The 20,522-nt window shown below is 41.2% G+C and carries 17 protein-coding genes and 1 pseudogene; 11 read left to right on the top strand and 7 right to left on the bottom strand.

Going from position 1 to position 20,522, the window contains the following annotated elements; genetic code table 11:
* Positions 1 to 80 precede the first annotated feature (80 nt).
* The 4 genes and pseudogenes from JMY09_RS10820 (at position 81) to JMY09_RS10805 (ending at position 2,824) form a co-directional block, all read left to right on the top strand.
* Positions 81 to 923 (top strand): DUF4435 domain-containing protein, encoded by an 843-nt coding sequence (locus tag JMY09_RS10820; RefSeq protein ID WP_201623599.1) that lies wholly within the window; start codon positions 81 to 83, stop codon positions 921 to 923.
* A gap of 1 nt (position 924) precedes the next feature.
* Positions 925 to 1,233 (top strand): annotated as a pseudogene (locus tag JMY09_RS10815) (VWA domain-containing protein); the annotation flags it as partial.
* Between the two features lie 307 nt (positions 1,234 to 1,540).
* On the top strand, positions 1,541 to 2,032 hold the full coding sequence (locus JMY09_RS10810) for a hypothetical protein (protein ID WP_201623598.1): 492 nt from the start codon (positions 1,541 to 1,543) through the stop codon (positions 2,030 to 2,032).
* Positions 2,033 to 2,428: 396 nt separating this feature from the next.
* Entirely contained in the window at positions 2,429 to 2,824 is a 396-nt protein-coding gene (locus JMY09_RS10805) for a hypothetical protein (RefSeq protein WP_227677290.1), read from the top strand.
* Between the two features lie 127 nt (positions 2,825 to 2,951).
* Here the strand turns inward: JMY09_RS10805 and JMY09_RS10800 are convergent, their stop codons facing one another.
* Entirely contained in the window at positions 2,952 to 3,917 is a 966-nt protein-coding gene (locus tag JMY09_RS10800; RefSeq protein ID WP_201623597.1) for a lysozyme inhibitor LprI family protein, read from the bottom strand.
* 387 nt (positions 3,918 to 4,304) lie between these two features.
* Here JMY09_RS10800 and JMY09_RS10795 point away from each other — a divergent pair, with 387 nt between their 5' ends.
* On the top strand, positions 4,305 to 4,727 hold the full coding sequence (locus JMY09_RS10795) for a YbaN family protein (protein ID WP_201623596.1): 423 nt from the start codon (positions 4,305 to 4,307) through the stop codon (positions 4,725 to 4,727).
* A 277-nt stretch (positions 4,728 to 5,004) separates the two neighbouring features.
* Positions 5,005 to 5,214 carry a cold-shock protein gene (locus JMY09_RS10790; RefSeq protein ID WP_062533834.1) on the top strand — a complete coding sequence of 70 codons (210 nt, stop codon included), beginning with the start codon at positions 5,005 to 5,007 and terminating at the stop codon, positions 5,212 to 5,214.
* A 282-nt stretch (positions 5,215 to 5,496) separates the two neighbouring features.
* Here the strand turns inward: JMY09_RS10790 and JMY09_RS10785 are convergent, their stop codons facing one another.
* Positions 5,497 to 6,579: a YeiH family protein gene (locus JMY09_RS10785; RefSeq protein WP_201623595.1), complete on the bottom strand. Its 1,083-nt coding sequence runs from the start codon at positions 6,577 to 6,579 to the stop codon at positions 5,497 to 5,499.
* 467 nt (positions 6,580 to 7,046) lie between these two features.
* On the opposite strand from JMY09_RS10785, the gene JMY09_RS10780 reads away from it, so the two are divergent.
* Positions 7,047 to 7,982, top strand: a complete 936-nt coding sequence (locus JMY09_RS10780) for a LysR substrate-binding domain-containing protein (protein WP_201623594.1) — start codon at positions 7,047 to 7,049, stop codon at positions 7,980 to 7,982.
* 92 nt (positions 7,983 to 8,074) lie between these two features.
* Here JMY09_RS10780 and JMY09_RS10775 read toward each other — a convergent pair whose 3' ends face one another.
* On the bottom strand, positions 8,075 to 8,539 hold the full coding sequence (locus JMY09_RS10775) for a universal stress protein (protein ID WP_201623593.1): 465 nt from the start codon (positions 8,537 to 8,539) through the stop codon (positions 8,075 to 8,077).
* A 378-nt stretch (positions 8,540 to 8,917) separates the two neighbouring features.
* Between JMY09_RS10775 and JMY09_RS10770 the strand changes: the two genes are divergently transcribed.
* Both JMY09_RS10770 and JMY09_RS10765 read left to right on the top strand, forming a co-directional pair.
* Positions 8,918 to 11,986, top strand: a complete 3,069-nt coding sequence (locus JMY09_RS10770; RefSeq protein WP_201623592.1) for an insulinase family protein — start codon at positions 8,918 to 8,920, stop codon at positions 11,984 to 11,986.
* Positions 11,987 to 12,225: 239 nt separating this feature from the next.
* Positions 12,226 to 12,669, top strand: a complete 444-nt coding sequence (locus JMY09_RS10765; protein ID WP_201623591.1) for a hypothetical protein — start codon at positions 12,226 to 12,228, stop codon at positions 12,667 to 12,669.
* A 136-nt stretch (positions 12,670 to 12,805) separates the two neighbouring features.
* Here the strand turns inward: JMY09_RS10765 and JMY09_RS10760 are convergent, their stop codons facing one another.
* Complete coding sequence (locus JMY09_RS10760) at positions 12,806 to 13,369, bottom strand: NUDIX hydrolase (RefSeq protein ID WP_201623590.1); 564 nt, start codon at positions 13,367 to 13,369, stop codon at positions 12,806 to 12,808.
* Between the two features lie 479 nt (positions 13,370 to 13,848).
* Here JMY09_RS10760 and JMY09_RS10755 point away from each other — a divergent pair, with 479 nt between their 5' ends.
* Positions 13,849 to 14,598 (top strand): NUDIX hydrolase, encoded by a 750-nt coding sequence (locus JMY09_RS10755; RefSeq protein WP_201623589.1) that lies wholly within the window; start codon positions 13,849 to 13,851, stop codon positions 14,596 to 14,598.
* A gap of 154 nt (positions 14,599 to 14,752) precedes the next feature.
* On the opposite strand, the gene JMY09_RS10750 is transcribed toward JMY09_RS10755, so the two are convergent.
* Together JMY09_RS10750 and nhaA are read right to left on the bottom strand one after the other, a co-directional pair.
* Complete coding sequence (locus JMY09_RS10750) at positions 14,753 to 16,102, bottom strand: oxygenase MpaB family protein (RefSeq protein WP_201623588.1); 1,350 nt, start codon at positions 16,100 to 16,102, stop codon at positions 14,753 to 14,755.
* Positions 16,103 to 16,308: 206 nt separating this feature from the next.
* The gene (nhaA, locus tag JMY09_RS10745; protein WP_201623607.1) at positions 16,309 to 17,508 is read right to left on the bottom strand and encodes a Na+/H+ antiporter NhaA; all 1,200 of its coding nucleotides are present in this window, start codon (positions 17,506 to 17,508) and stop codon (positions 16,309 to 16,311) included.
* Between the two features lie 592 nt (positions 17,509 to 18,100).
* On the opposite strand from nhaA, the gene JMY09_RS10740 reads away from it, so the two are divergent.
* Positions 18,101 to 18,856: a TSUP family transporter gene (locus JMY09_RS10740; RefSeq protein ID WP_201623587.1), complete on the top strand. Its 756-nt coding sequence runs from the start codon at positions 18,101 to 18,103 to the stop codon at positions 18,854 to 18,856.
* Positions 18,857 to 18,965: 109 nt separating this feature from the next.
* On the opposite strand, the gene gltS is transcribed toward JMY09_RS10740, so the two are convergent.
* Positions 18,966 to 20,237: a sodium/glutamate symporter gene (gene gltS / locus JMY09_RS10735; RefSeq protein ID WP_201623586.1), complete on the bottom strand. Its 1,272-nt coding sequence runs from the start codon at positions 20,235 to 20,237 to the stop codon at positions 18,966 to 18,968.
* Between the last annotated feature and the right edge of the window lie 285 nt (positions 20,238 to 20,522).

Raw genomic sequence — 20,522 nt, 5'->3', positions numbered from 1 at the left:
CTGTGTAACGTTTAAAACCAGCATCACTTTGTTTAAGTAGCTTGTCTATGTTTGGCATGGTCCTAACCAATTGTGATTGTATGAGTTATTATAAAATTCTCTGCTACTTTTGCAAGAGGTCTATTGTAAGTGGTGGAATTGATGAAGCTACTAAATTTATAGCTGCAATAAATGATAGTCATTATTATTCAAACAGTCTGTTTATAGTTTTTTTAGATTCAGATTTTAAATTAAACCTAAATAAAGAGGCAGAAGATGATGACAGAGTATTTTATTTAAAAAAATATAGTATTGAAAACTTTTTTATAACGGATGGATTTTTTTGTAATATATTAGAAAGTTTGACTAAATTAGAGAAAAAAAGAAAGCCTGCAAATGGAGAAATAGATAGAGATTCAGATTTCATCAAAGTTAGAGACTACATTTTAACTGAAAGAGATAAATTAGTAATGCTTATAAGAGATTATATGGTTTGTTTGAAGGCAATAGTAACTGGTGATTCAGAGGTGGAGTTTAATCAATTCAAAGATGTGCTACCCAAGTTGATTGCAAATAGTAATTTGGTTCATGATAATAATATGCTAAATATATCCAATTTCAAAAACGTATTTGAATTAGACGTGTTTAGTGAAGCTGAACTAAACCTTGTGGAAAATCAGATCTTAGACTCTAAGACATATTTTAGCAGAACCGATCCTTTAGATTCGTATAGAGGTAAGGAATTAATTTTTATAGCTTATAAAGTGTTAGCTTTGACTAAAAGTGAGTTTCATAAAAATAGTGGTAAAATAACTACAAGGCTAAAATTTAGTAAGCAGATTAAAGAGGAAGATTTCATTAGTGACTTTTCGGCTTACACCGAAGAGCCTGAAGGTTTAAGACTATTTATTGATGAGTTAAAAACTAATTATACATGCTCTTAAGATAGATTATTTTAGAAAATATGTGCTGTTCGTTAGCGATGGTGGCGTACGTGACACTCGTGGTATAAGTAGAATTATGACTGACGCTGCAAAGTTACCGATATTCTGGCAGTTTGTTGGTTTGGGTGGTAGTAGCTACGGCATTCTAAAAAAATTAGATGATATGACCGGACGACTTGTTGATAATTGCAGCTTTTTTGAGCTAGATGACTTGGATGATATCAGCGAAGAAGCTTTATACGAGAACATGCTAGAGGAGTTTCCAAGCTGGCTAAAAGCAGCCACTGAGCTAGGATTAATAGCGAAATAATATAACATTTACAACCCTAATATCAATATTTAAAACCGCTCTAGCCTAGACTGTGAGCGGTTTTTTTACGGTAAAAAATAAATCTCAGTTATAGACCACTCACTAAAGCAACTAGCAGCATAGGTAGCCATGCCTGAGGTGCTTAGTAGGGCACACTTTTTTACAAATCAAAGTAATGGTACTGATAGTATGAGTAGGTAAACAGTAACTTTTACAAGGGCTGAGGCTCTACTATCACTAAGCATTATATTGAATTTTATTGATACAGAAAATATTTTTAAATCGAGTTTCCACGGATTTAGGGGTAATGACTATCATAAATATACATGTATTCTTCTGGGTCGGTCTGACATTCTTCGTCTTCCTCATTACCGCTAGTAATGTCAAAGGTCATAAATTAATCATGACTGGAGACTCTGTCCCCAAAGCCCTTAGTAGTGACAAACTTAATATTGAACACAGTTTTTATAAAGCTGATGCCACCCTCCACGACGTTATATTTTTTCATGCTTCGGCGTCAGGTGTAGCAGTTGTTCTATTAGTCTTGATCATCAAAGGTGAAGTTCTATTTCCTGGCACAGTGATATTTTTTGGTGCAGCGTCTTCTTTGGCCATATTTGCTATTAGGACCGTGCTGCTGTTATTAGCATTTTACTTTTATACTATCTCTATTTTAAAGCTTGGCGATACTTTAGCTAGACTGAAGATCGATGGTAAAGACGTCAACACCTTGTATGCACTGTTAGCAGTCTTTGGTTATTTTCTAATATTTCCGATAATGGCATTGATACTAGTTTAGAACCTCTCTATTAACACTGCTTTATATAGTAAGCAAAAACCGCTCCTAGCTTAGACTGTGAGCGGTTTTTTATCGGCTATAACTGGTTAAATAGTCAATATCTGCTTAGCTAACAGAGACTATAGTAAGCATATAAAAGTTTAATAGTTTTCTATAGGGCATAGTGCTTATTGACAGCTCCGCTGAAGCTATAGTCATCAGCCAGCAACTGTTATAGCCACTGAATTTCAATGACAGGTATTAATCACAGGTTTTAATGACAAATTTTAATAATGGCTCGGCCGCTATAGTGCAGTATTCTGCGCGCTATAACAATATACTAAAGGGGGTTCTTAGCTGGCTTAAGTTGCTACCGAGCTAAGGGATTAGTAGCGAAATAACTGGAGAGTAACTATTATGAAAATAATGCCGATGCTATCAACTGCCAAATTAACCGCCCTAAGCGCCTTAATAATAAGCCTAGCAGCTTGCGTTACTGCGCCTACTAACGAAGACACTATGACTGATGCTGATCTCATTCAAGCGGCAGAGCAAAAAGAGTCTGCACCAACACAAGGGGCGCAGCAATGGGTTATAGGTTACCATCATGGCACTGAAGTTATGAAATCCTTCCAGTGCTCAGATCTGTGTCCTCAGAACACTTTGCGAGTTATCTACTATAACGTTGCTGATAAAGCAGCGTGCGACAGCATTGGTGGAGTGACTAAATCAATATTAGTACCAATCGCTATAACAGTAATGCCAAAAGACTATTGCTTCCCAAAAGCCATTGCCAAATATTGGGGGGAGTGAGGCTTAGTGACAAAATCACTCAGTAATAAGCCCTACCTATTATCTTTGTGATAACAGGCAGGGCTTATATTTGACCTGACTTAGTCGAACTTAACTGTGAGCCAATAGAGTATCTAAAGGTTTCGGCCTACTCATAATTATCGATATATTCTTTTACTTCATAATAGCGCTCGCCTATTAGTTCAGTAATGCATTCTGTACGCACATATTCTTGCCAAGCAGGATCTGCCTCTCGAGCACGATTAACACAAATCTCATCACGCTCTGCAACCCACTCTCTTTGTCCTTCTGCTAATGACTCTTTTACTTCATCTGATGCTGAATTCCACAGCTTATTGAGCTCACTACGTTTGTAATCCATAGTGGCTTTGGATTTGGCTTGTTCAGCAGACACTTCAGCCAGTTCACCTGCCGCTTCACGACGTGCTAAAACCGTTGCTTCTACCACCAATGCCCTCTCATCTTCCTGCGCCTTGCTTTGCGCCAGCTTAGTGGCTACCTTAGCTTTTTGTTGCTGAGACTTTAAGGATTGCACAGAATTTTTTTGCATAGAATTAACGATAGCAGTCCCTATGAAATCAAACAGCTCAGTGCCATTTTGTAGTTGACCGTAGATGTTGGTTCCATCATCAGTAGGTTGTATTGCATACTCTAAGGAATAACTTATAGTGTTGTTGTCCATCTCAATATCTTGTTCAAATGCCAGCTCACTAAGGTTAACTTGCTCATAGTAATCAGTGACAAAGTTAGCCCGATTCACTAGCTCTGAATTCAGAGTAGTAGATAGCGCTGCAACACAAAACACTTTAGTACTATTAGGATCAGTCTTTGAAGTACGAACATCTGCCAAAGTAAAATCAATTTGGCTAGCACTAGCTCTCAACGCCGCACTGTCAGTCGTTACACCCTCATTGGATGCGATGTTTTTTACATAAGATTGAGTATTGTCTTTTAATAGGGTTTTAATGAGCTGTAGCGAGTTCTCGTCACCGCACTTCACGGCATTACCGGAGATAGTGCTAATGCCTTTATCACAGCCAACTAGCCCTATTAAAATAGGAAAGGACAGGACCAGCGCAAATTGTAGTTTCATAGCCTACCTCGTACATACCGTGGCTTATATATTTACGGTTTTGATGATTTATATTAGGGAGCTGTTTTATTAATACAAAAAATAAACTGGCTATAAATAATATAGCAACATAAGCAGTATGGCTCATTAGCGTCCAAGTTTCTATCACTTTAAATGTAATCAATTCACTATTTATATAGTTATCTAGAAACTATCTTGCCGTCAAAAAACCACATAAAGCTGCAAAACTAATCTTGTGTGAATTTGGGGCTTATTGCATGCTAAGTTGAGTTTTGTAGAGTAGCTTTTTAAAGTAGCTTTCTTTTTTAAAGTAGCTTTCTTTTATAACAAGCTGTCACCTCTTATCGTTATCTTTGCTTACTTAATAGGGTTGTAGTTAATAAACTTATGATTGAGAAGAAAAAAGCTTTTTATTATCGTCCCAAGACCAACCAGTCCGCTAACCCTACGGTTCGTTGGACTTTTCTTATTACCGGTTGGATATTTTTTGTACTGGGTATTATTGGGGTAGTGCTGCCAGTGATGCCGACTGCACCTTTTATATTACTAGCTGCTGGATGCTGGGCACGTAGCTCACGACGCTTTCATTTTTGGCTAATTAATCATCGATTCTTTGGTAAGTTCGTGCGTGACTGGGAAAATAATCATGCCGTACCACGCTATGCCAAATTTTTGGCAACCCTGATGATGGCCATATCAACCACTATGCTTTTTTATAAATTGCCAGCCGATATGTTATGGATGGCTTGGGTCGTAGCCACCGTCTGTACTGGGGTCGCCATCTACCTGTTTCGGTTACCTGATGCTTAACTTGACTGTCAACGCTCATTGCATTGATGGGGCTACACAACGAATAAAAGGGGACAAGGCTAATTATTTTTTAGGCTGTTACACAAAAGGTTTAGATAATACTTGCCATAATTCTGGAAGCCCCCTATAATACGCTCAAGCTTAAGAGCAGTTCTGCACCAAATCATTACCACGTAGTATTAGTTATAATCCTTCGTTTTAATATTTACCGTCAGTAGCTATTTGCAAGCATTATCGGTCATTTGACCATCAATAGATTAAAATTAGGATTAGAATTATGTCAGATACTATGAAAGGTACAGTTAAATGGTTCAACGAAGCTAAAGGCTTTGGTTTTATCGCTCCAGAAAGCGGCGCAGACGTTTTTGCTCATTACAGCGAAATCACTGGTTCAGGCTTCAAAACTTTAGCTGAAGGCCAAGAAGTTGAGTTCACTGTAACTCAAGGTCAAAAAGGTCCACAAGCTCATAACATCGTTGCTATCTAATTTTTAATTAGAGAATAATGTGTTAAAAAAGCGAACCTCCGGGTTCGTTTTTTTTGCTGCGTGATTTGCCGGTTTAGGATAAGGGTAACTTAGCTAATGCTTTAAGGGTAACTTAGTTAACGCTTATTGAAACCGCCTGAGCGCAAAAAGCCTAAGTTATGGTAACCATAACTTAGGCTTTTATACTTTTAACAGCTAGATTGGCAGTAGCAAGGGTTAGCAATAATAAAGGTTAGTAGTAATAAAGGTTAGCAGCAATAAAGGCTAATGCTTACAGACTGTTTAGATAAAGCTAATACCAATGTTGATCAGGCCACCGCCAATGATCAGCCAAGCAAACATTATCGCTCCTAAGATTAGCGGTTTAGCGCCAGCTTGTTTGATAGCGCTTAGATGGGTAGTTAAGCCTAAGGCGAACATAGCCATAGCTAACAATATATCATCGAATTTGACCATAATAGCTTCAAAGCCTGCGCTCATAGTCAGCCAAGTATGCAGCACTACGATTAAGATAAAGATAAAAGCGAACCAAGGCACTTTTACTTGTTTGACCCGGCTCATGACAGATAGTTTTTCACCATTAGCGCCACCGCTTTTGGTTAAGGCAAATGACAATATCAATAAAAAAGGCGCAAGCATCATCACTCGAATCATCTTAGTGACTACCGCTGTATCACCGACTTCAGGACTAACGGTATTACCAGCGACGACTACTTGTGCCACTTCGTGAATAGTTGAGCCAGTGTAGATACCGTAGCCTTGCGCAGTTAACCAAGGCTGTAGCCAACCCAAATGATATAAAAACGGATAGAGCAGCATAGCGATAGTACCGAAGACTACCACCGTTGCAACGGCGATAGTGACTTTATGCGCTTCGGCTTTGACTACTGGCTCGGCTGCAATCACTGCTGCCGCTCCGCAAATACTAGCCCCAGCACCAATTAGCAAGGTGGTCTGCTTATCCACTTTTAGCCACTTAGTGCCCAACCAATAAGTTATTAAAAACGTTGAAGTCAGCACTAAAGCATCACTCATCACGGCTGGCATACCGACGCTAGCGACTTCTGTTAAAGTCAGTTTAAAGCCATAAAACATAATGGCTAAGCGTAAAACTTGCCCTTTAGCAAAGCCAACCCCTTCAGATAAGCTTGGCGCAAACTTAGGATAAATGGTATTACCTAAGATCATACCGAGCAAAATAGCTAGAGTTAAGGATGATAGACCAATGATGCGTCCATTGCTCCATACATCCAAGCTAGTATTGAGCCATAAACAAAATAAGCTGCCGATTAATACTAGGATAAGTCCTAATAAATGGCGGGTCCGGGGAATATAACTGCTAACGGCTTGGGTAAAAGCGTTCATGAGTTTCCTATTGACGCGTTTGTTATTTTAATAATGCTAGTTATAGCGTTAAGCTGATAAGTAGACATTATAAACAAAGCTTATCTATAATAAAAACAGATTAATAAGATACGGACTATCGATTTTTTGGGTAGGTTGATATACCTTAGACCCATACAAGTAAACTTGATAAAGTCGCGTAGGCTGTGGCTTTAGCCCAGCAAACAGTAATGTAATATCGCAATAGGGAAAAATAACACCACGATTAACGGAATATAAAATAGTAAATGAGCTGTTTATTGCTAGAAGATATAAATAAAAATGCTGGGCTAAAAGCAGCAGCCTACGGAATAGCTAGCTTAGCTAAGAAAGTCGTGTAGGTTTACGAAACGCACCTCATTATTTGTTAACGTTAATTTTTTTATTTGTGAGAGAATAATTCAGCACTTTTTTATGATAAACAAACGAAAAATAAAAACGAGACACTGATGCAAACTATAGCGCAAACCTTACCGAAAATTACGCTAAAACAGCTAGCAGTATTTGTCAGTATTTATCAAACCGGTAGCACTAGTCGTGCCAGTGAGCAGCTGCATTTATCGCAGTCGGCGGTTAGTAGCGCTTTGAGCGAACTTGAATCTCGCATGCAAATGCCCTTGTTTGAGCGAGTAGGGCGCCGCTTGAATCAACACCCTAATGCGCATGCCGTTTATGTGCAAGCTCAAGCTATATTGGGTCAAGCCGTGACCCTTGAGCACTATCATAAACACCAAGCTGGGCAGATTCATATTGGAGCAAGTACCACTATCGGTAATTATGTATTGCCACCGCTACTAGCTAAGCTGTATCAAGTATTACCTAATGCCAATGTCAACATGTACATAGCCAATACTCAAGAGGTGGTCAGCGAAATTGAGCAACTCAATATAGATATTGCCTTAGTCGAAGGCATGCCGCGCCCTATAGACAGTAAAGTCATTGAGAAGCGTGCTTGGCGAACCGATACGCTCATATTATTTGCTAAGCGTGATAGCAAATGGTTGGCTGATCTGACAGCTTATGATCAGGGCGAGAACTGCTATCGGCTGACTATTGAGCAATTAGCCCGGCTGCCATTGTTAGTTCGAGAGCCGGGTTCAGGGACTCGGCAAATTATAGATGAGCAGCTATTACAACACCTGCCCAACGCTGAAGTAATCATGGCGATTCAGCAGTCAGAAGCCATCAAGCATATGGTCAGCGCTGATATTGGTTTGGGCTGTCTATCGCAACACGTCATCGAGACCGAGTTAGCTTGCGGTAAGTTAGTACCAGTCAAAGTAGCTGGCATAGATTTGGCGCGCAGTTGGTGGTTAGTCTGGCATAAAGCTCGTCACCAAAGCGCTATTTGGCAGACCTTTATTGATATCATTCAGGCTAATTAAACTTAGAAATAGCTCAAACACAGCCATCAAAAAAGCGCCGCATAGATAAGATTCTATAGGGCGCTTTTTTAGGGCTTTGATACTGGGCTTAGCTATTTTTTCGTTACTTGTTTATTAAGTCTGACTACTAAGCTGTCACAAGGTACGTTGGGTAAGATATTATCCGCTGTAGCGCCACTGATCCAAGCGGCTATACCATGACGCTCATGGCGACCGATGACTAATAAGTCTACGTCGTTTTTTTCGCAATAAGTGACGATGCCTTCACTGTTGGAGATGGCAGTAGTGACTTCTGAGTTTACCGCATTTAGTTCATTACGCTCTAAGAACTGTGCCAGCTTTGCTCGCGCTTCTTGACAGCGTTCATCATCAATCTCATCGTATAGACTAGAGGCGGGCACTAGCTCATAGCCAAAGCCGACCATAGTATCTTTGACAATATGCAATACTGACAGCTTAGAACCTGGACGATTAACCACGATATGCTTAGCTTTTTGAGCTACGATATCAGCATCAGGTAATAAGTCGGTGACTAGTAATATATGTTGATAACTCATGAGTGTACTCCTCTTAGCAAGTAACCTTAACTATAACACTAGTAATGGCTGCTGTTAAGTAGCTACAGCAGCTTTGCTAGTGCTGGGATCAATTGTATCTATTGATAAAGTTATTAATAATCTATAAGTAGTTAAATAGGTTTTGTGTATCCTATAGCGTCGTACCTTGTAGCTTAGTGCCTTGACTTCTAACTAAGCTAACCCCATCTAACAGTGTTAGGCAATTTCTATTTTTACTTTAGCCAATCGATATAAGCCTTAGAATATAGGCTTGCCAGCATAAGCCGAAAATATCTCCACTGACAGTTATCCATAATATTTTTATAAAATTATTTTCATTTATTTGCCGCTATTGAACGGCACGCCAAAAGGACTATTATGACTGATACCGCATTTAGCGCTGACTTAACCTTGCACCCTGCATTTGAGCTGCTTGAGCACCGCCATATTGAGGCACTATCGATGGATGTGCTGATCAGTCAGCATGTGCAGACTGGGGCAATGCACTATCATCTGGCCCATCCTAGTGATGAGAATGCGTTTTTAGTTGGCTTTCGTACTCAGCCAATGGACTCCAAAGGCGAAGCTCATGTATTGGAGCACGTGGCTTTATGTGGCTCTGAAAAATTCCCAGTACGTGATCCGTTCTTTTCGATGATCAAGCGCTCGCTCAATACTTTTATGAATGCGATGACGGCTGCTGATTGGACCGCATATCCGTATGCCACTCAGAATAAAAACGACTACTTTAACTTATTAGCTGTCTATCTTGATGCTTCGTTTTTCCCTAATATTCATCCGTTAGATTTTGCCCAAGAAGGCATTCGCGTGGAGTTAGATAGCGATGACAAGCCACAGTTCAAAGGTATTGTCTTCAATGAGATGAAAGGCGCAATGAGTGATGAGGTTGATCAGCTTTATCATGCGGTTGCCCATCATTTATTCCCGACTACCACTTATCATTATAATTCAGGCGGTGATCCTGCTGATATTCCAGACTTAACTCATAACGAGTTGGTTGAGTTTCATCAGAGCCATTATCATCCTTCTAACAGTGTGATAATGAGCTTTGGTAATATTCCAGTAGCGCAAACGCAAGCAAAAATGCATGAAGATGCGTTGATTGAGTTTGAGACTGGCAAGAAGCATGTGTCACGTCCAGAGCAGCGCTTCACTACGCCTGTCATTGCTACTGATACTTATACCGCTGATGAAGCTGGTCCTGATCAGACGCATCATGTTATCGCTTGGCTATTACCTTCGATTACAGATCCCAAACAGCGTTTAGCACTGCGCTTATTAGAAGGGGTATTGATTGAGCATGCTGGTTCGCCATTACGTGCGTACCTCGACAGCCATCCATTAGGTAAAGCACCAAGTCCATTATTAGGTCTTGATGATAGCCATTTCGAGATGGTGTTTTATACCGGTCTGCGTGGCTCTGAAGCTGAACATGCTGAAGCGGTCGAGCAAGGTATTATTGACTTACTAACTGAAGTGGCCAGTAAGCCTGTCGATGATGAAACAATCGAAACTATATTGCATCAAATCGAGATTGACCAGCGCCATATCGGCGGCGATAGTATGCCTTATGGACTGAACTTATTGCTTGAGGGCTTTAGTACTGCCATTCATGATGGTAATCCTCTCGATGTTTGGGAAGTGGATGAACACTTATTGTGGCTGCGTGAGCAAGTCAAAGATGAGCAGTGGTTGCCTAACTTAATCAAGACTCATCTACTCGATAATAAGCATCGGGTACGAGTAACCATGACTCCTGATAGTGAAAAAACGGCTCGTCTTGCTGCTGCTGAACAAGTGCGACTAGATACTATCGCTATGGATATGACGGCTAATGATATCGAAATTCTACGCCAACAAGCGCTAGATTTAGCTCAGCGTCAAGCGGCACCAGATGATCTAAGCTTATTACCTAAAGTCGGTCTAGAAGACGTACCTACGGATATTAGCTTTAAGCAAGGCCGTCAAAAACAAATCATGTTAAGCGGTCAACAAAGCACCCTATTTGAATATGAAGCGGGTACTAACGGTCTTTACTATTATCAAGTCATCGTACCTTTAACTGACCCTATTAATGCTGAAAATGCGGACGAGCTCCCAGCTAATGACGTGATTAATCATCCGCTGCTGCCTATTTATTTGAGCTTGTTATCAGAATTAGGCACTGACTCACTGGATGCTTATCAGTTGCAAGCTAAGCAAGCCGCACACTCCTCAGGGGTGACTGCACGAGTGAGCCAACGTACTACTATTGATGATAGCCGTGCTATTAGCAGCTACTTTGTCATGGCTACCCGAGCATTGAATCGTAAGCCTGAAGCAATCGATTTGCTCAAAGAAGTGATGGAGCATAGTGTCTTTACTGAGCATGACCGTATCAAAGAGATATTACAGTCACGTCAGGCCTCTTGGCAGTCGCGTTTATCTAGTGCCGGACACGCTTATGCGTTACAAACAGCTAGCCGTGGTATGAGTCGCCAAGCCCAGTTAGAATATGTGCGTAGCGGTCTACCTGCTCTCAATGCGCTAAAAGACTTTTTGACGCATGCTAGTAGCGATGATCAGCTTTGGGATCAATTAGCGACTAGTTTGATGGCCTTACATCAACGCTTAATCAGCTTACCTAAGCACGCCGTTATTATCTGTGAATGTGATCAAACTGAGCGCTTAAGCAACTTAGTAGTGGAGAGCTGGAAGGAAAGTAAAGCCAGTAATCAACAAGATACAACAGCTACAAATATTGAGGCTAATATTCCAGCTGAGTTCGCCGATTTGGTTTTAGATACCGCTTTAGATGGTGAGCAAGACCCAGTCAGAGCTATTGAAAGTGGGGCAATAGTTGATGTCGAAGATCTCGCTTGGTTAGTGGCTACTAACGTTTATCATAATGCTAGTGCTTATACGGTACCTGCTGCCAACCATCCTGATACCGCAGCGTTAATGGTGCTAGCGCCTTATCTACGTAATGGCTACTTGCACAGTGCTATCCGTGAACGTGGTGGCGCTTATGGTGGGGGTGCAGGCTACGATGCCAATGCTTGCGCCTTTAAGTTCTTTAGCTATCGTGACCCGCATTGTGCGGAGACTTTTGATCATTTTGATGCCAGTATTGAATGGTTACTAAATGAGCCACAAAGCGATGAGCAGTTAGAAGAGGCTATCTTAGGTATCATCTCAGGTATGGATAAGCCTGGCTCTCCAGCTGGCGAAGCAATTAAAGCCTGTTTTGCTAATCTGCATAATCGTGGTGAGGCTTGGCAACGTAAGATGCGTGCTGCGATACTAGCAGTAACTATCGCTGACTTACAGCGTGTGGCTAAGCAGTACTTGCAAGGTCAGAAGCATGTGCGCTCGGTCCTAGCACCATACGACAAAGAGCAGCAAGTAAGCGCTTTAGGCTTTAAAGTGTGTAAAATTAAAAGCTAATATCAGCCGTTAAAGCATAGCCTTTAAGCATAGCCTTTAAGAATAAAAAGCAGATAATAGTTAACTATTATCTGCTTTTGTTTGTGCTATCGATAACTTAAGCTATAGTTGTCAATGCTTTCATTAAACCAGTAAGCTATTAATAGCGATAACCCAGATTGCAGTTAACAAAGCAGACAGACTAATAGTGATACGCTGTACAAGGCAGGCAAGTTGACTACACAGGAGTAGCAAGCAACGTGGCAAACCATCATCCTATGCTGATCTCTGAGCATACTCAGTCTTTTAAAAGCTTATCGGCTTATGCTATACCTTATGGCATTGGTTATATGGTGCTGCCTTGTTTTTTAAGCTACTCAGGCTTTATGCTAGGTGGTTTTGTATTAACTATTTTTATAGTCATTGTACTCAATATTGCTGTCATTATCCTATTTCGCCAGCGCCAGCATAGGGGGCTTGAGAAGATAGAGTGTAGCCGTATTGCCTTAATATCGATGCTGTTGACCCTTATAATATCTATGGCTGCATTTTATTTTAATATTATGGAGGTTCCTTGGCTACAACTAGGCGATAAAGGTATCTATCGACTCATTAGCATAGTTGGGCTAATGGCCTTTGTTATCAATTATGCAGTGATTTTTTATAGCTTATGGCTGATGCAGAGGTTTTGGCGACGCTCATAAATAATGGCGTTGTTAGACCAGTACTTTTATAATCAGCAGCTAGTAATAAACCATAAAAGCCAGCGCTGTTAGATAAGACGCTGGCTTTTATAGTTACTTCAGTTAGTTTAGTGCTAGAAACAGTTGGCAGTGCAGCTTAGTAGCGCTTAATGCTCTGATCCTTGGCGATTTGATCTTGATGAATCGGGAACTGTTCACGACTATCATACTTTTTACGATCAGCAAAATAGCTAGTCAAAGTTCGACGTACGGCTTCAAAAGCGATAGTGTCCCAAGGAATATCTTCTTCACTAAACAAGGCACAGTCTAGGCTTTCAGAGCCAATACCATAAGCGCCATCTTTTAGATCCGTCAAGTAGATAATATAAATTTGGCCGATATCTGGAATGTCATAGATACTGTATAGTTGCGGATTAGTGACTACCGCATCTGCCTCTTCAAAGCTCTCGCGTGCCGCACCTTCAGCGATAGTCTCACCGTTTTCCATAAACCCTGCTGGGATAGTCCACAAACCATACTGTGGTTCAATCGCCCGACGACATAACAATACTCTATGCTTATGCACTACCAAAGAGCCACAAATAACTTTAGGATTTTCGTAGTGAATATAGTTGCAATTGGGACATACCAAACGCGGTATATTATCAGTTGCGGGGATTTTGCGTTCAGCTTCGTGGCCGCATTCGAGACAATAGCGCATATTAACTGCCTTGTTTTGATAGAGGTAAGGGATAAGATTTTATTATTGAATGTTAACAGGCGTGCAGGTTGTTTTTAGTTAATACTATTTAGCTTAAGATAGCACAGATTTGCTAAGCATTGAGCGCTGATAAAGCTATAAACCAATTTTTGCTGCTATTATTATGCCTTATTTAGGCAAAAATAAGCGTTTATTGCTAGGCTTAGTTTTAGGGTATAGATCCTAAATAAGTAGAAGGTTTATATTTCTATCATAAGCGTATTATAGGCAAAATGTAGCTACTCTATGCAGCACTACTGAGTTTGTAACTGATGACTGTGCAGGTTAACCGCTAGTCTAAGCATAAGGTTTAGACTATCATATAAATAGTCATAAAAACCTAGGGCAGCTCTATACAGGCCGCTTCACTCTAAGATGAGTGCTCTCTAGCAAAGACTTATCCGCTAAAATCCAGTACCGAAAAACAGAAGGTGATTCTAATGACAATCTCGCAGTATTCTGCAGATTATAATGAATTGGCAGTGGCTCTGCCAGCCTATATTCAGCAGCCAAGGCTAAGACAGCTGGCTGAGAGAATGCAGCTTGAGCTATTGGCAGCAACCGCAACAACCGCAGCATCGATGTCGCCGCAAGCTACTGACATAGCGCAAAGCGCACGTATTTTGAATACCTTATATCAGACTCCGATTGCCGATGCCTCTATCCTAGTGGCTATCACTCATGAGCTGCGCCCAAAAATACTTTTGACTCGCCGCGCTGTACATATGAATAGCCATGCTGGTGAGGTCTCCTGCGCTGGTGGTAGATACGAGATTGGGGATGGTAACAATGTGGTTACTGCTCTACGTGAAGCTTGTGAGGAGACAGCGCTACCGCCTAGTAAAGTACAGATAATCGGTCAATTACCGATACAAACTTCCAAAAGTGGGATGAGTGTGCGTCCTATCGTCGCCTTGATTGAGCCGGATTTAGTGTTGGTTCCGGAGCTTGGTGAGATATCGCGTATTTTTTGGGCAGACTTTGAGCGGCTTATTACTCAGCCGACAGTAGAATATACGGTGCAATATCGTACTCAAGATCAGCTATCAGAACAGATGGCTACGCTATTGACACCCAGCTGGCAAGTTGATGGGGAAACGGTTTGGGGGTTGACTGGGCGCGTGCTGGCCAGCTTGTTAGAGACTGGGTTTGATCGTCAGCTTGAATGGTATTATCGTATAAAAAACTAACAGTCAGTGCAGGCTACTAACTGCTGTCAAAGCTTATGGCTGTGATCGCTGTATTTATCTAGTAAGTACTTTGTATCTCTATACTTTATTTATCTTTGTTAGCTTGAATAGGTTTTTACCAGCTAAAATGAGCTATAACAACAGCGTCTCAAGATCATTTATAATACTCATCATTTTTCTTTAGCCACCAATTCATATTATCCTGACGCTTAGCGCGAAATTGTTCTAACTTTTGTGCAACAGTACTATTATATTGTCTGGCGGTGTCAAGAGTGAATAGAATAGGCACTGAGGACAATACCCCGTAGCGTATTTTTGATTTAGGTAAATCAAGACCGTCACCGATATCATCACCGACTAAAGTGCGCGTAACGCTAGCATTAACCATCTCTACAAAACGACCACGACGGTTGTCCTCACCCATCAGCTGGCGTGGCAAGTCATGCAAGGCTTTAGCTAGTGGCTGACCCATCTTAAAATCAAGCTGCTGAATCGACAGGTAAGTATATAACCACTCCCAACAGGCCGCCTCATTTTGTGGCAAGCGCTGCAGATCAACGCCCATCCAATAGCTGGCTAGATTCCATAAGTGCAGGATACCTTGCGCTTCCTCAGGGCTAATACGTGCCCCCAAGATACGCAGACCACGCATAATCAGTAGTGAAAACTGTAGGTGAGTGGCAATCATATCACTCTGATTAATAGGGAGACCCCAATACTCAGTGTTCCAACTGCCATCAGCGTTATGATGTTGATAGCTATCAGAGATAACGCCATCAGCCCCAGTCAGCCTACCTTTAAGCAAGTTCTGGCGTACTAAAGTATGGATTTGACGAACTTTAATAGACTGACGCCAGCCCTCAGAACCTATAGCTAATACTTGGCCAATAGAATCTTGCTCAGCGCTGGTTGTTGCCTGTGGATGTTCAGATACTGCCAAGATATAAGCATAAGTACGCATCAATCGTGGCAGGGCATCATGCATCAGCGCACCGGTTTGGATAAGCGGTAAGGAGAGGGCAGGAATACTATAGCCGGCCATCAACGCTACGTTGCGCAATAACCAAATTAGCATCAGTGGATAGCGGCGATAAGCAATAGCGCCAATCTCAGCAAGCTTAGGATCGTACCAGTCGGGGTGTCGACTGAACTGTTCGGCTAGTGCCATAAACGAGGGGTTAGCATTGAGATCATCAGTAAAGCTACTAACAAAACGGCCATTACTCGCCGCTTGCTGTAAGGGCTTGGCAAAGCGCACGTCATCGCTAGCCAGTTGATCAGCAATAGGGTCACCGATATCATAACCCGCTACTATCTCTGCCAATAAATCAGCTGAAATAGTAAAATCCTTAGGAAGTAGATGACGTTTTATGCGCCGCAATACTTGCAGATCACTATGATCATCAATAGCAGTAGTGCGCCCATGACGCTGGTAACAAGAAGCGGGCTGATGATAGGTTTGGTCGTTGCAGACCTTGGCTGTGCGTTTGTTATTTATACTCATCAAGTATTCTTATCATCAAGTTTAAGTCGTTAAGCCCTAGCTGTAGTTTTTATTGATTAGCCCTAATAATTTGCGCTAATGATTGGCAATAATAATGACAACTGTCTTTCATTAATGTGAGGCTACTAAGCAGGCATAACTTCAATAAAAGCATGCTCATAGCCATCTATTACTGTAATGCAAATTCTGCAAAAACAATGTAAATATTAATGACGAGTTAAATCTACTGAGGTGTTACTGATGTCATCTTTTAGGGTCACTTTGAGCATGATATAACCTGCAATACCAGAAACGATTGAACCCATGATAATGCCTAAACGCTCATCGAACACATAGTCGCCACCTTCGAATGCTAAGCCACCAATGAATAAGCTCATAGTGAAGCCAACACCGCATAATAAAGCGGCACCGTAGATTTGCTTAAAGTTCATACCGTTAGGCATTTTGGACACGCCCAGTTTGAATATAATCCAACAGGCGATCATAACTCCCATCTGCTTACCAATGAATAAGCCTGCGGCAATACCTAAGGGTACTGAATGGAATAAATCAGCAAAGCCGGCACCTTGTAATGAGATACCGGAGTTAGCAAAAGCGAATAAGGGCAAAATTCCATAAGAAACTGTGTTCTGTAGGTCATGCTCTAGCTCTTCTAAGGGTGAGTGCTCAGGATCAGTACGATCAAACATCGGGATAAATAGCGCTAATACCACCCCAGCTAAAGTGGCATGGATACCGGATTTGAGTACCGCAATCCACATGATAATACCGATAAGTATATAAGGAGTAATGCTAGTGACGTTACGGCGATTGAGTATGTACAAGAATGGTAGACATAAGCCAGCTACCGCTAATGAGCCTAAAGATAAGTCACTAGTATAAAATAAGGCAATGATTAAAATAGCGCCAATATCATCAAAAATAGCAATGGATACTAAGAACACTTTTAAAGAGTTAGGCACACGATTGCCTAACAAGCTTAGAATGCCGATAGCAAAGGCGATATCAGTAGCTGCTGGAATGGCCCAACCTTTCCAATATTCAGGATGATTATAGTTAAAGAGGATATAAACAATAGCTGGAAAGATCATCCCCCCTAAGGCGGCGCCTGCAGGTAAGATAATTTGCTTAACATTAGATAGCTCGCCTATGAGCACTTCACGTTTTAGCTCAAGACCCACTAAAAAAAAGAAAATCGCCATCAGACCATCATTAATCCAATGGTGAGCGTCTTTTGCGATCTCAAAAGCACCTATTTTTATAGCAACTGGGGCGTGAATAAAAGCCTCGTACCAAACATTGAGAGGGGTATTGGCAATAATCATGGCAGCAACGGCAGCCATAGCTAGAACAATGCCGCCCGCTGCTTCATATTCAAAAAATGCCTTGAACCTTCGTAGTGCCATATTATCCTCAGTTGCTAAGTATTCAATGAACCTAAGCCAACGTTTCAGCATAGGCTGATGCTTAGATCTATTGGTTTAAGTTGTGCGTAACTCTATCAATTTAAGCTGGAAAATAAGCCAAACCATAGCTATCAAGCGACCCTGTAGTAAAGACAGTAATAATGCGGCACTGATATTAGAGTATCGCTAATGATGACTCCTGGTAGGCTATCCTTATTATGAACTGGTATAAAATATTTTTCTTAAAATTTTATAGTAGCCAGCTAGCACTTTATCATGCTTTTGCTGCTATTAACGCAGCAATCTATTGCCGCTCAAATAGCGTAACATACAAAATTGCTAACCCCTAACCTCATAGAATATAAAGCGGTGCTACGATTATGTCTAGTGATAGCGCAAATATAATTAAGATAAATCTAGGCGACTTTGTCAGCTTTTTGGATTTTTTTGCCTTTTTAACTCTATAATAGAACGTTTTTATTACCTATCCTTTTTTGCCTATTTTTTATCGGCTGTTTTGTCGCGCAGATACCTAGGCCATTCATAACCAATATGCTATTGCTAGCATATGTTTCCTCACAAGGCCATTTCTATGGACTTATCGCTTTCTTTAGAAGTTATTTTAATGCTAACGGCAGTAGCTGCCCTAGCTGGTTTTATTGATGCGATTGCTGGTGGCGGCGGGCTGCTGACTATTCCGGCGATGCTGTTGGCTAATATTCCGCCAGTATTAACTTTAGGCACTAATAAGCTACAAGCCGCCTCTGGGGCATTAGCGGCCTCTATTACTATGATTAAAAAAGGCGTGGTTAAGCCGCAGCGTATCAAAGTAGCCATTATTGCCGCTTTTATCGGCTCAATTATTGGTTCAATCGCAGTTCAGCTATCGCCTCCTGATTTGCTCGAAAAGCTAATACCTTTTTTGATTGCTGCTATTGGTATATATACCTTATTTGCGCCAAAGTTAGGTGAGGCAGAAACTACCCCGCGTATCTCAGAGGGCAAATGGCAAAAAGTTGTTGCGCCACTGATTGGTTTTTATGATGGTTATATGGGACCTGGAACCGGAATGTTCTTTGCGCTAGGTAATGTAGCTTTGCGTGGTCGCCAAATTATTGAGGCCACTGGGGCCGCGAAAGTATTGAACTTATCTACTAACATCGGCTCGCTAATATTCTTCATCTTAGGCGGTAATGTACTGTGGAAAGTGGGGCTAGCGATGATGGTTGGACAAACTATCGGTGCCTATTTTGGCTCGCATATGGTGGTGAAAGGCGGTAGCAAGCTGATTCGACCCATGATTGTAGTCGTGTGTTTAGCCATGATCACTAAATATGTGTTTGGTTAACTCTTTAAAATATCTCAATAACTAAACCCATTATTTATCTACAAAATAAAACCCCCAAGCCATCATAGTTTGGGGGTTTTAAAATTACTGAAATCGTTTTAGCCAATGATTAGAACGGTATTTTAGTAAATATCTGTAATACCGTAGCATTGATAATATCAACGAAGAAAGCGCCAACCATAGGTACAATTAAGAACGCCTTTGGCGAAGGTAAGTAGCGATCGGTGACAGCCTGCATGTTCGCAATAGCGGTCGGTGTTGCACCCATACCAAAGCCACAATGACCCGCTGCCAATACAGCAGCATCGTAATCCTTGCCCATTATTCTAGAAGTTACAAAGTAAGCATATAAGATCATAACAATGGTTTGTACTAGTAATATAATTAATACCGGACCTGCTAAATCAGTTAATTGCCATAGTTTTAGAGATAATAATGCCATCGCAAGGAATAGACTTAAAGACGCATTACCAATAACGTCAATCGCTCGGTCAAACATATCGAAGTTAAACACGATAGTAAGTGAGTTACGAATAATCACCCCAGCAGCTAGTGCCCAAACGAACGTTGGTAGCTGAAACCAAGTGCCTTCTGCAACGATGGTCATGATGTCGGCAATAGCCAAAGCGGCAGCGAATAGCGCTAAAGTCTCAATAGTAGAGGAGGCAGTGATAAGACGAATGTTATCGGGCTTTTCAAACATCTCTTCTTCGCGATGATCTCCATCTTCATCATGCTTAGTGCTGTATATGGACTGCGCGCCAGCGACTTTTTCAGCTTTAGTCGGATTTGGATTAGCTGGTGTTGGTTGTAAACCAAGGTTTTTGATTAATCGGCGGGCAACAGGACCACCAACAATACCGCCAGCTACCAAACCATAGGTAGCAACTGCGATACCTAGTGTGGTTGCGCCAACAACTCCGTACTCTTCTTCTAATACTACGCCCCATGCACCTGCAGTACCATGGCCACCAGTTAGGGAAATAGAACCCGTCACTAAGCCGAGTAAAGGATCAAGTCCAAGTGCGCTTGCCATACCGACACCGACCACATCCTGTAAAACAATAAATACGGATACTACAGCGAGAAAAATTAATAATGGGGTGCCACCGGCTTTAAGCCTACCAAAATCAGCACTAAGTCCGATAGAGGCGAAGAACATCAGCATCGTCGCAGTCTGTAGACCTTGGTGAAAGTTGAAGGTATACCCCCAAAAAATATTGAGGGAATAAACAATAATTGCTGCAACTAGACCACCTACTACAGGCTCTGGTATATTAAAGTCTTCGAGTACCTTAATATTTTTAATCATAAAGCGGCCGAGTAACAGCACTAGCGTTGCAAATATCAGGGTGTAATAGCCGTTTAAGGTGATTTCCATAACTTTTTCCTCTCTATATACACCTATCAAGCTAAATTTAGAATAATCCTAGTCTTGTCCTAAATTTAGCTTGATTGTAAGTGGTTTAATAAGCTTCTCAGAAGCTAATCAATAGTTGTGTGTGAATTACGCAATAGTTATTAGCTGGCATGACGTTCAGTACTAAAAGCAAAGATTTGCACTTGGCGCATTTTAGCAGACAATATGAAATAATGGTTAGGAGCACTGCAAGATTTTTTTATCAATGTCATTTATTGATTAAAAACAGCAGAGTATGTGCTGATA

It is taken from the genome of Psychrobacter urativorans (assembly GCF_904846695.1).
Lineage (GTDB): Bacteria > Pseudomonadota > Gammaproteobacteria > Pseudomonadales > Moraxellaceae > Psychrobacter > Psychrobacter urativorans.
This window is presented reverse-complemented; position numbering and strand designations above follow the sequence as displayed.

Excerpts from the sequence above, each read along its gene's own strand:
- JMY09_RS10810 (WP_201623598.1), top strand. The coding sequence starts at position 1,541 with ATGACTATCATAAATATACATGTATTCTTCTGGGTCGGTCTGACATTC.
- JMY09_RS10790 (WP_062533834.1), top strand. The coding sequence starts at position 5,005 with ATGTCAGATACTATGAAAGGTACAGTTAAATGGTTCAACGAAGCTAAA.
- JMY09_RS10800 (WP_201623597.1), bottom strand. The coding sequence starts at position 3,917 with ATGAAACTACAATTTGCGCTGGTCCTGTCCTTTCCTATTTTAATAGGG.
- nhaA (WP_201623607.1), bottom strand. The coding sequence starts at position 17,508 with ATGGCACTACGAAGGTTCAAGGCATTTTTTGAATATGAAGCAGCGGGC.
- JMY09_RS10755 (WP_201623589.1), top strand. The coding sequence starts at position 13,849 with ATGACAATCTCGCAGTATTCTGCAGATTATAATGAATTGGCAGTGGCT.
- JMY09_RS10750 (WP_201623588.1), bottom strand. The coding sequence starts at position 16,102 with ATGAGTATAAATAACAAACGCACAGCCAAGGTCTGCAACGACCAAACC.
- JMY09_RS10770 (WP_201623592.1), top strand. The coding sequence starts at position 8,918 with ATGACTGATACCGCATTTAGCGCTGACTTAACCTTGCACCCTGCATTT.
- JMY09_RS10740 (WP_201623587.1), top strand. The coding sequence starts at position 18,101 with ATGGACTTATCGCTTTCTTTAGAAGTTATTTTAATGCTAACGGCAGTA.
- JMY09_RS10780 (WP_201623594.1), top strand. The coding sequence starts at position 7,047 with ATGCAAACTATAGCGCAAACCTTACCGAAAATTACGCTAAAACAGCTA.
- JMY09_RS10785 (WP_201623595.1), bottom strand. The coding sequence starts at position 6,579 with ATGAACGCTTTTACCCAAGCCGTTAGCAGTTATATTCCCCGGACCCGC.
- JMY09_RS10760 (WP_201623590.1), bottom strand. The coding sequence starts at position 13,369 with ATGCGCTATTGTCTCGAATGCGGCCACGAAGCTGAACGCAAAATCCCC.
- gltS (WP_201623586.1), bottom strand. The coding sequence starts at position 20,237 with ATGGAAATCACCTTAAACGGCTATTACACCCTGATATTTGCAACGCTA.
- JMY09_RS10805 (WP_227677290.1), top strand. The coding sequence starts at position 2,429 with ATGAAAATAATGCCGATGCTATCAACTGCCAAATTAACCGCCCTAAGC.
- JMY09_RS10795 (WP_201623596.1), top strand. The coding sequence starts at position 4,305 with ATGATTGAGAAGAAAAAAGCTTTTTATTATCGTCCCAAGACCAACCAG.
- JMY09_RS10775 (WP_201623593.1), bottom strand. The coding sequence starts at position 8,539 with ATGAGTTATCAACATATATTACTAGTCACCGACTTATTACCTGATGCT.
- JMY09_RS10820 (WP_201623599.1), top strand. The coding sequence starts at position 81 with ATGAGTTATTATAAAATTCTCTGCTACTTTTGCAAGAGGTCTATTGTA.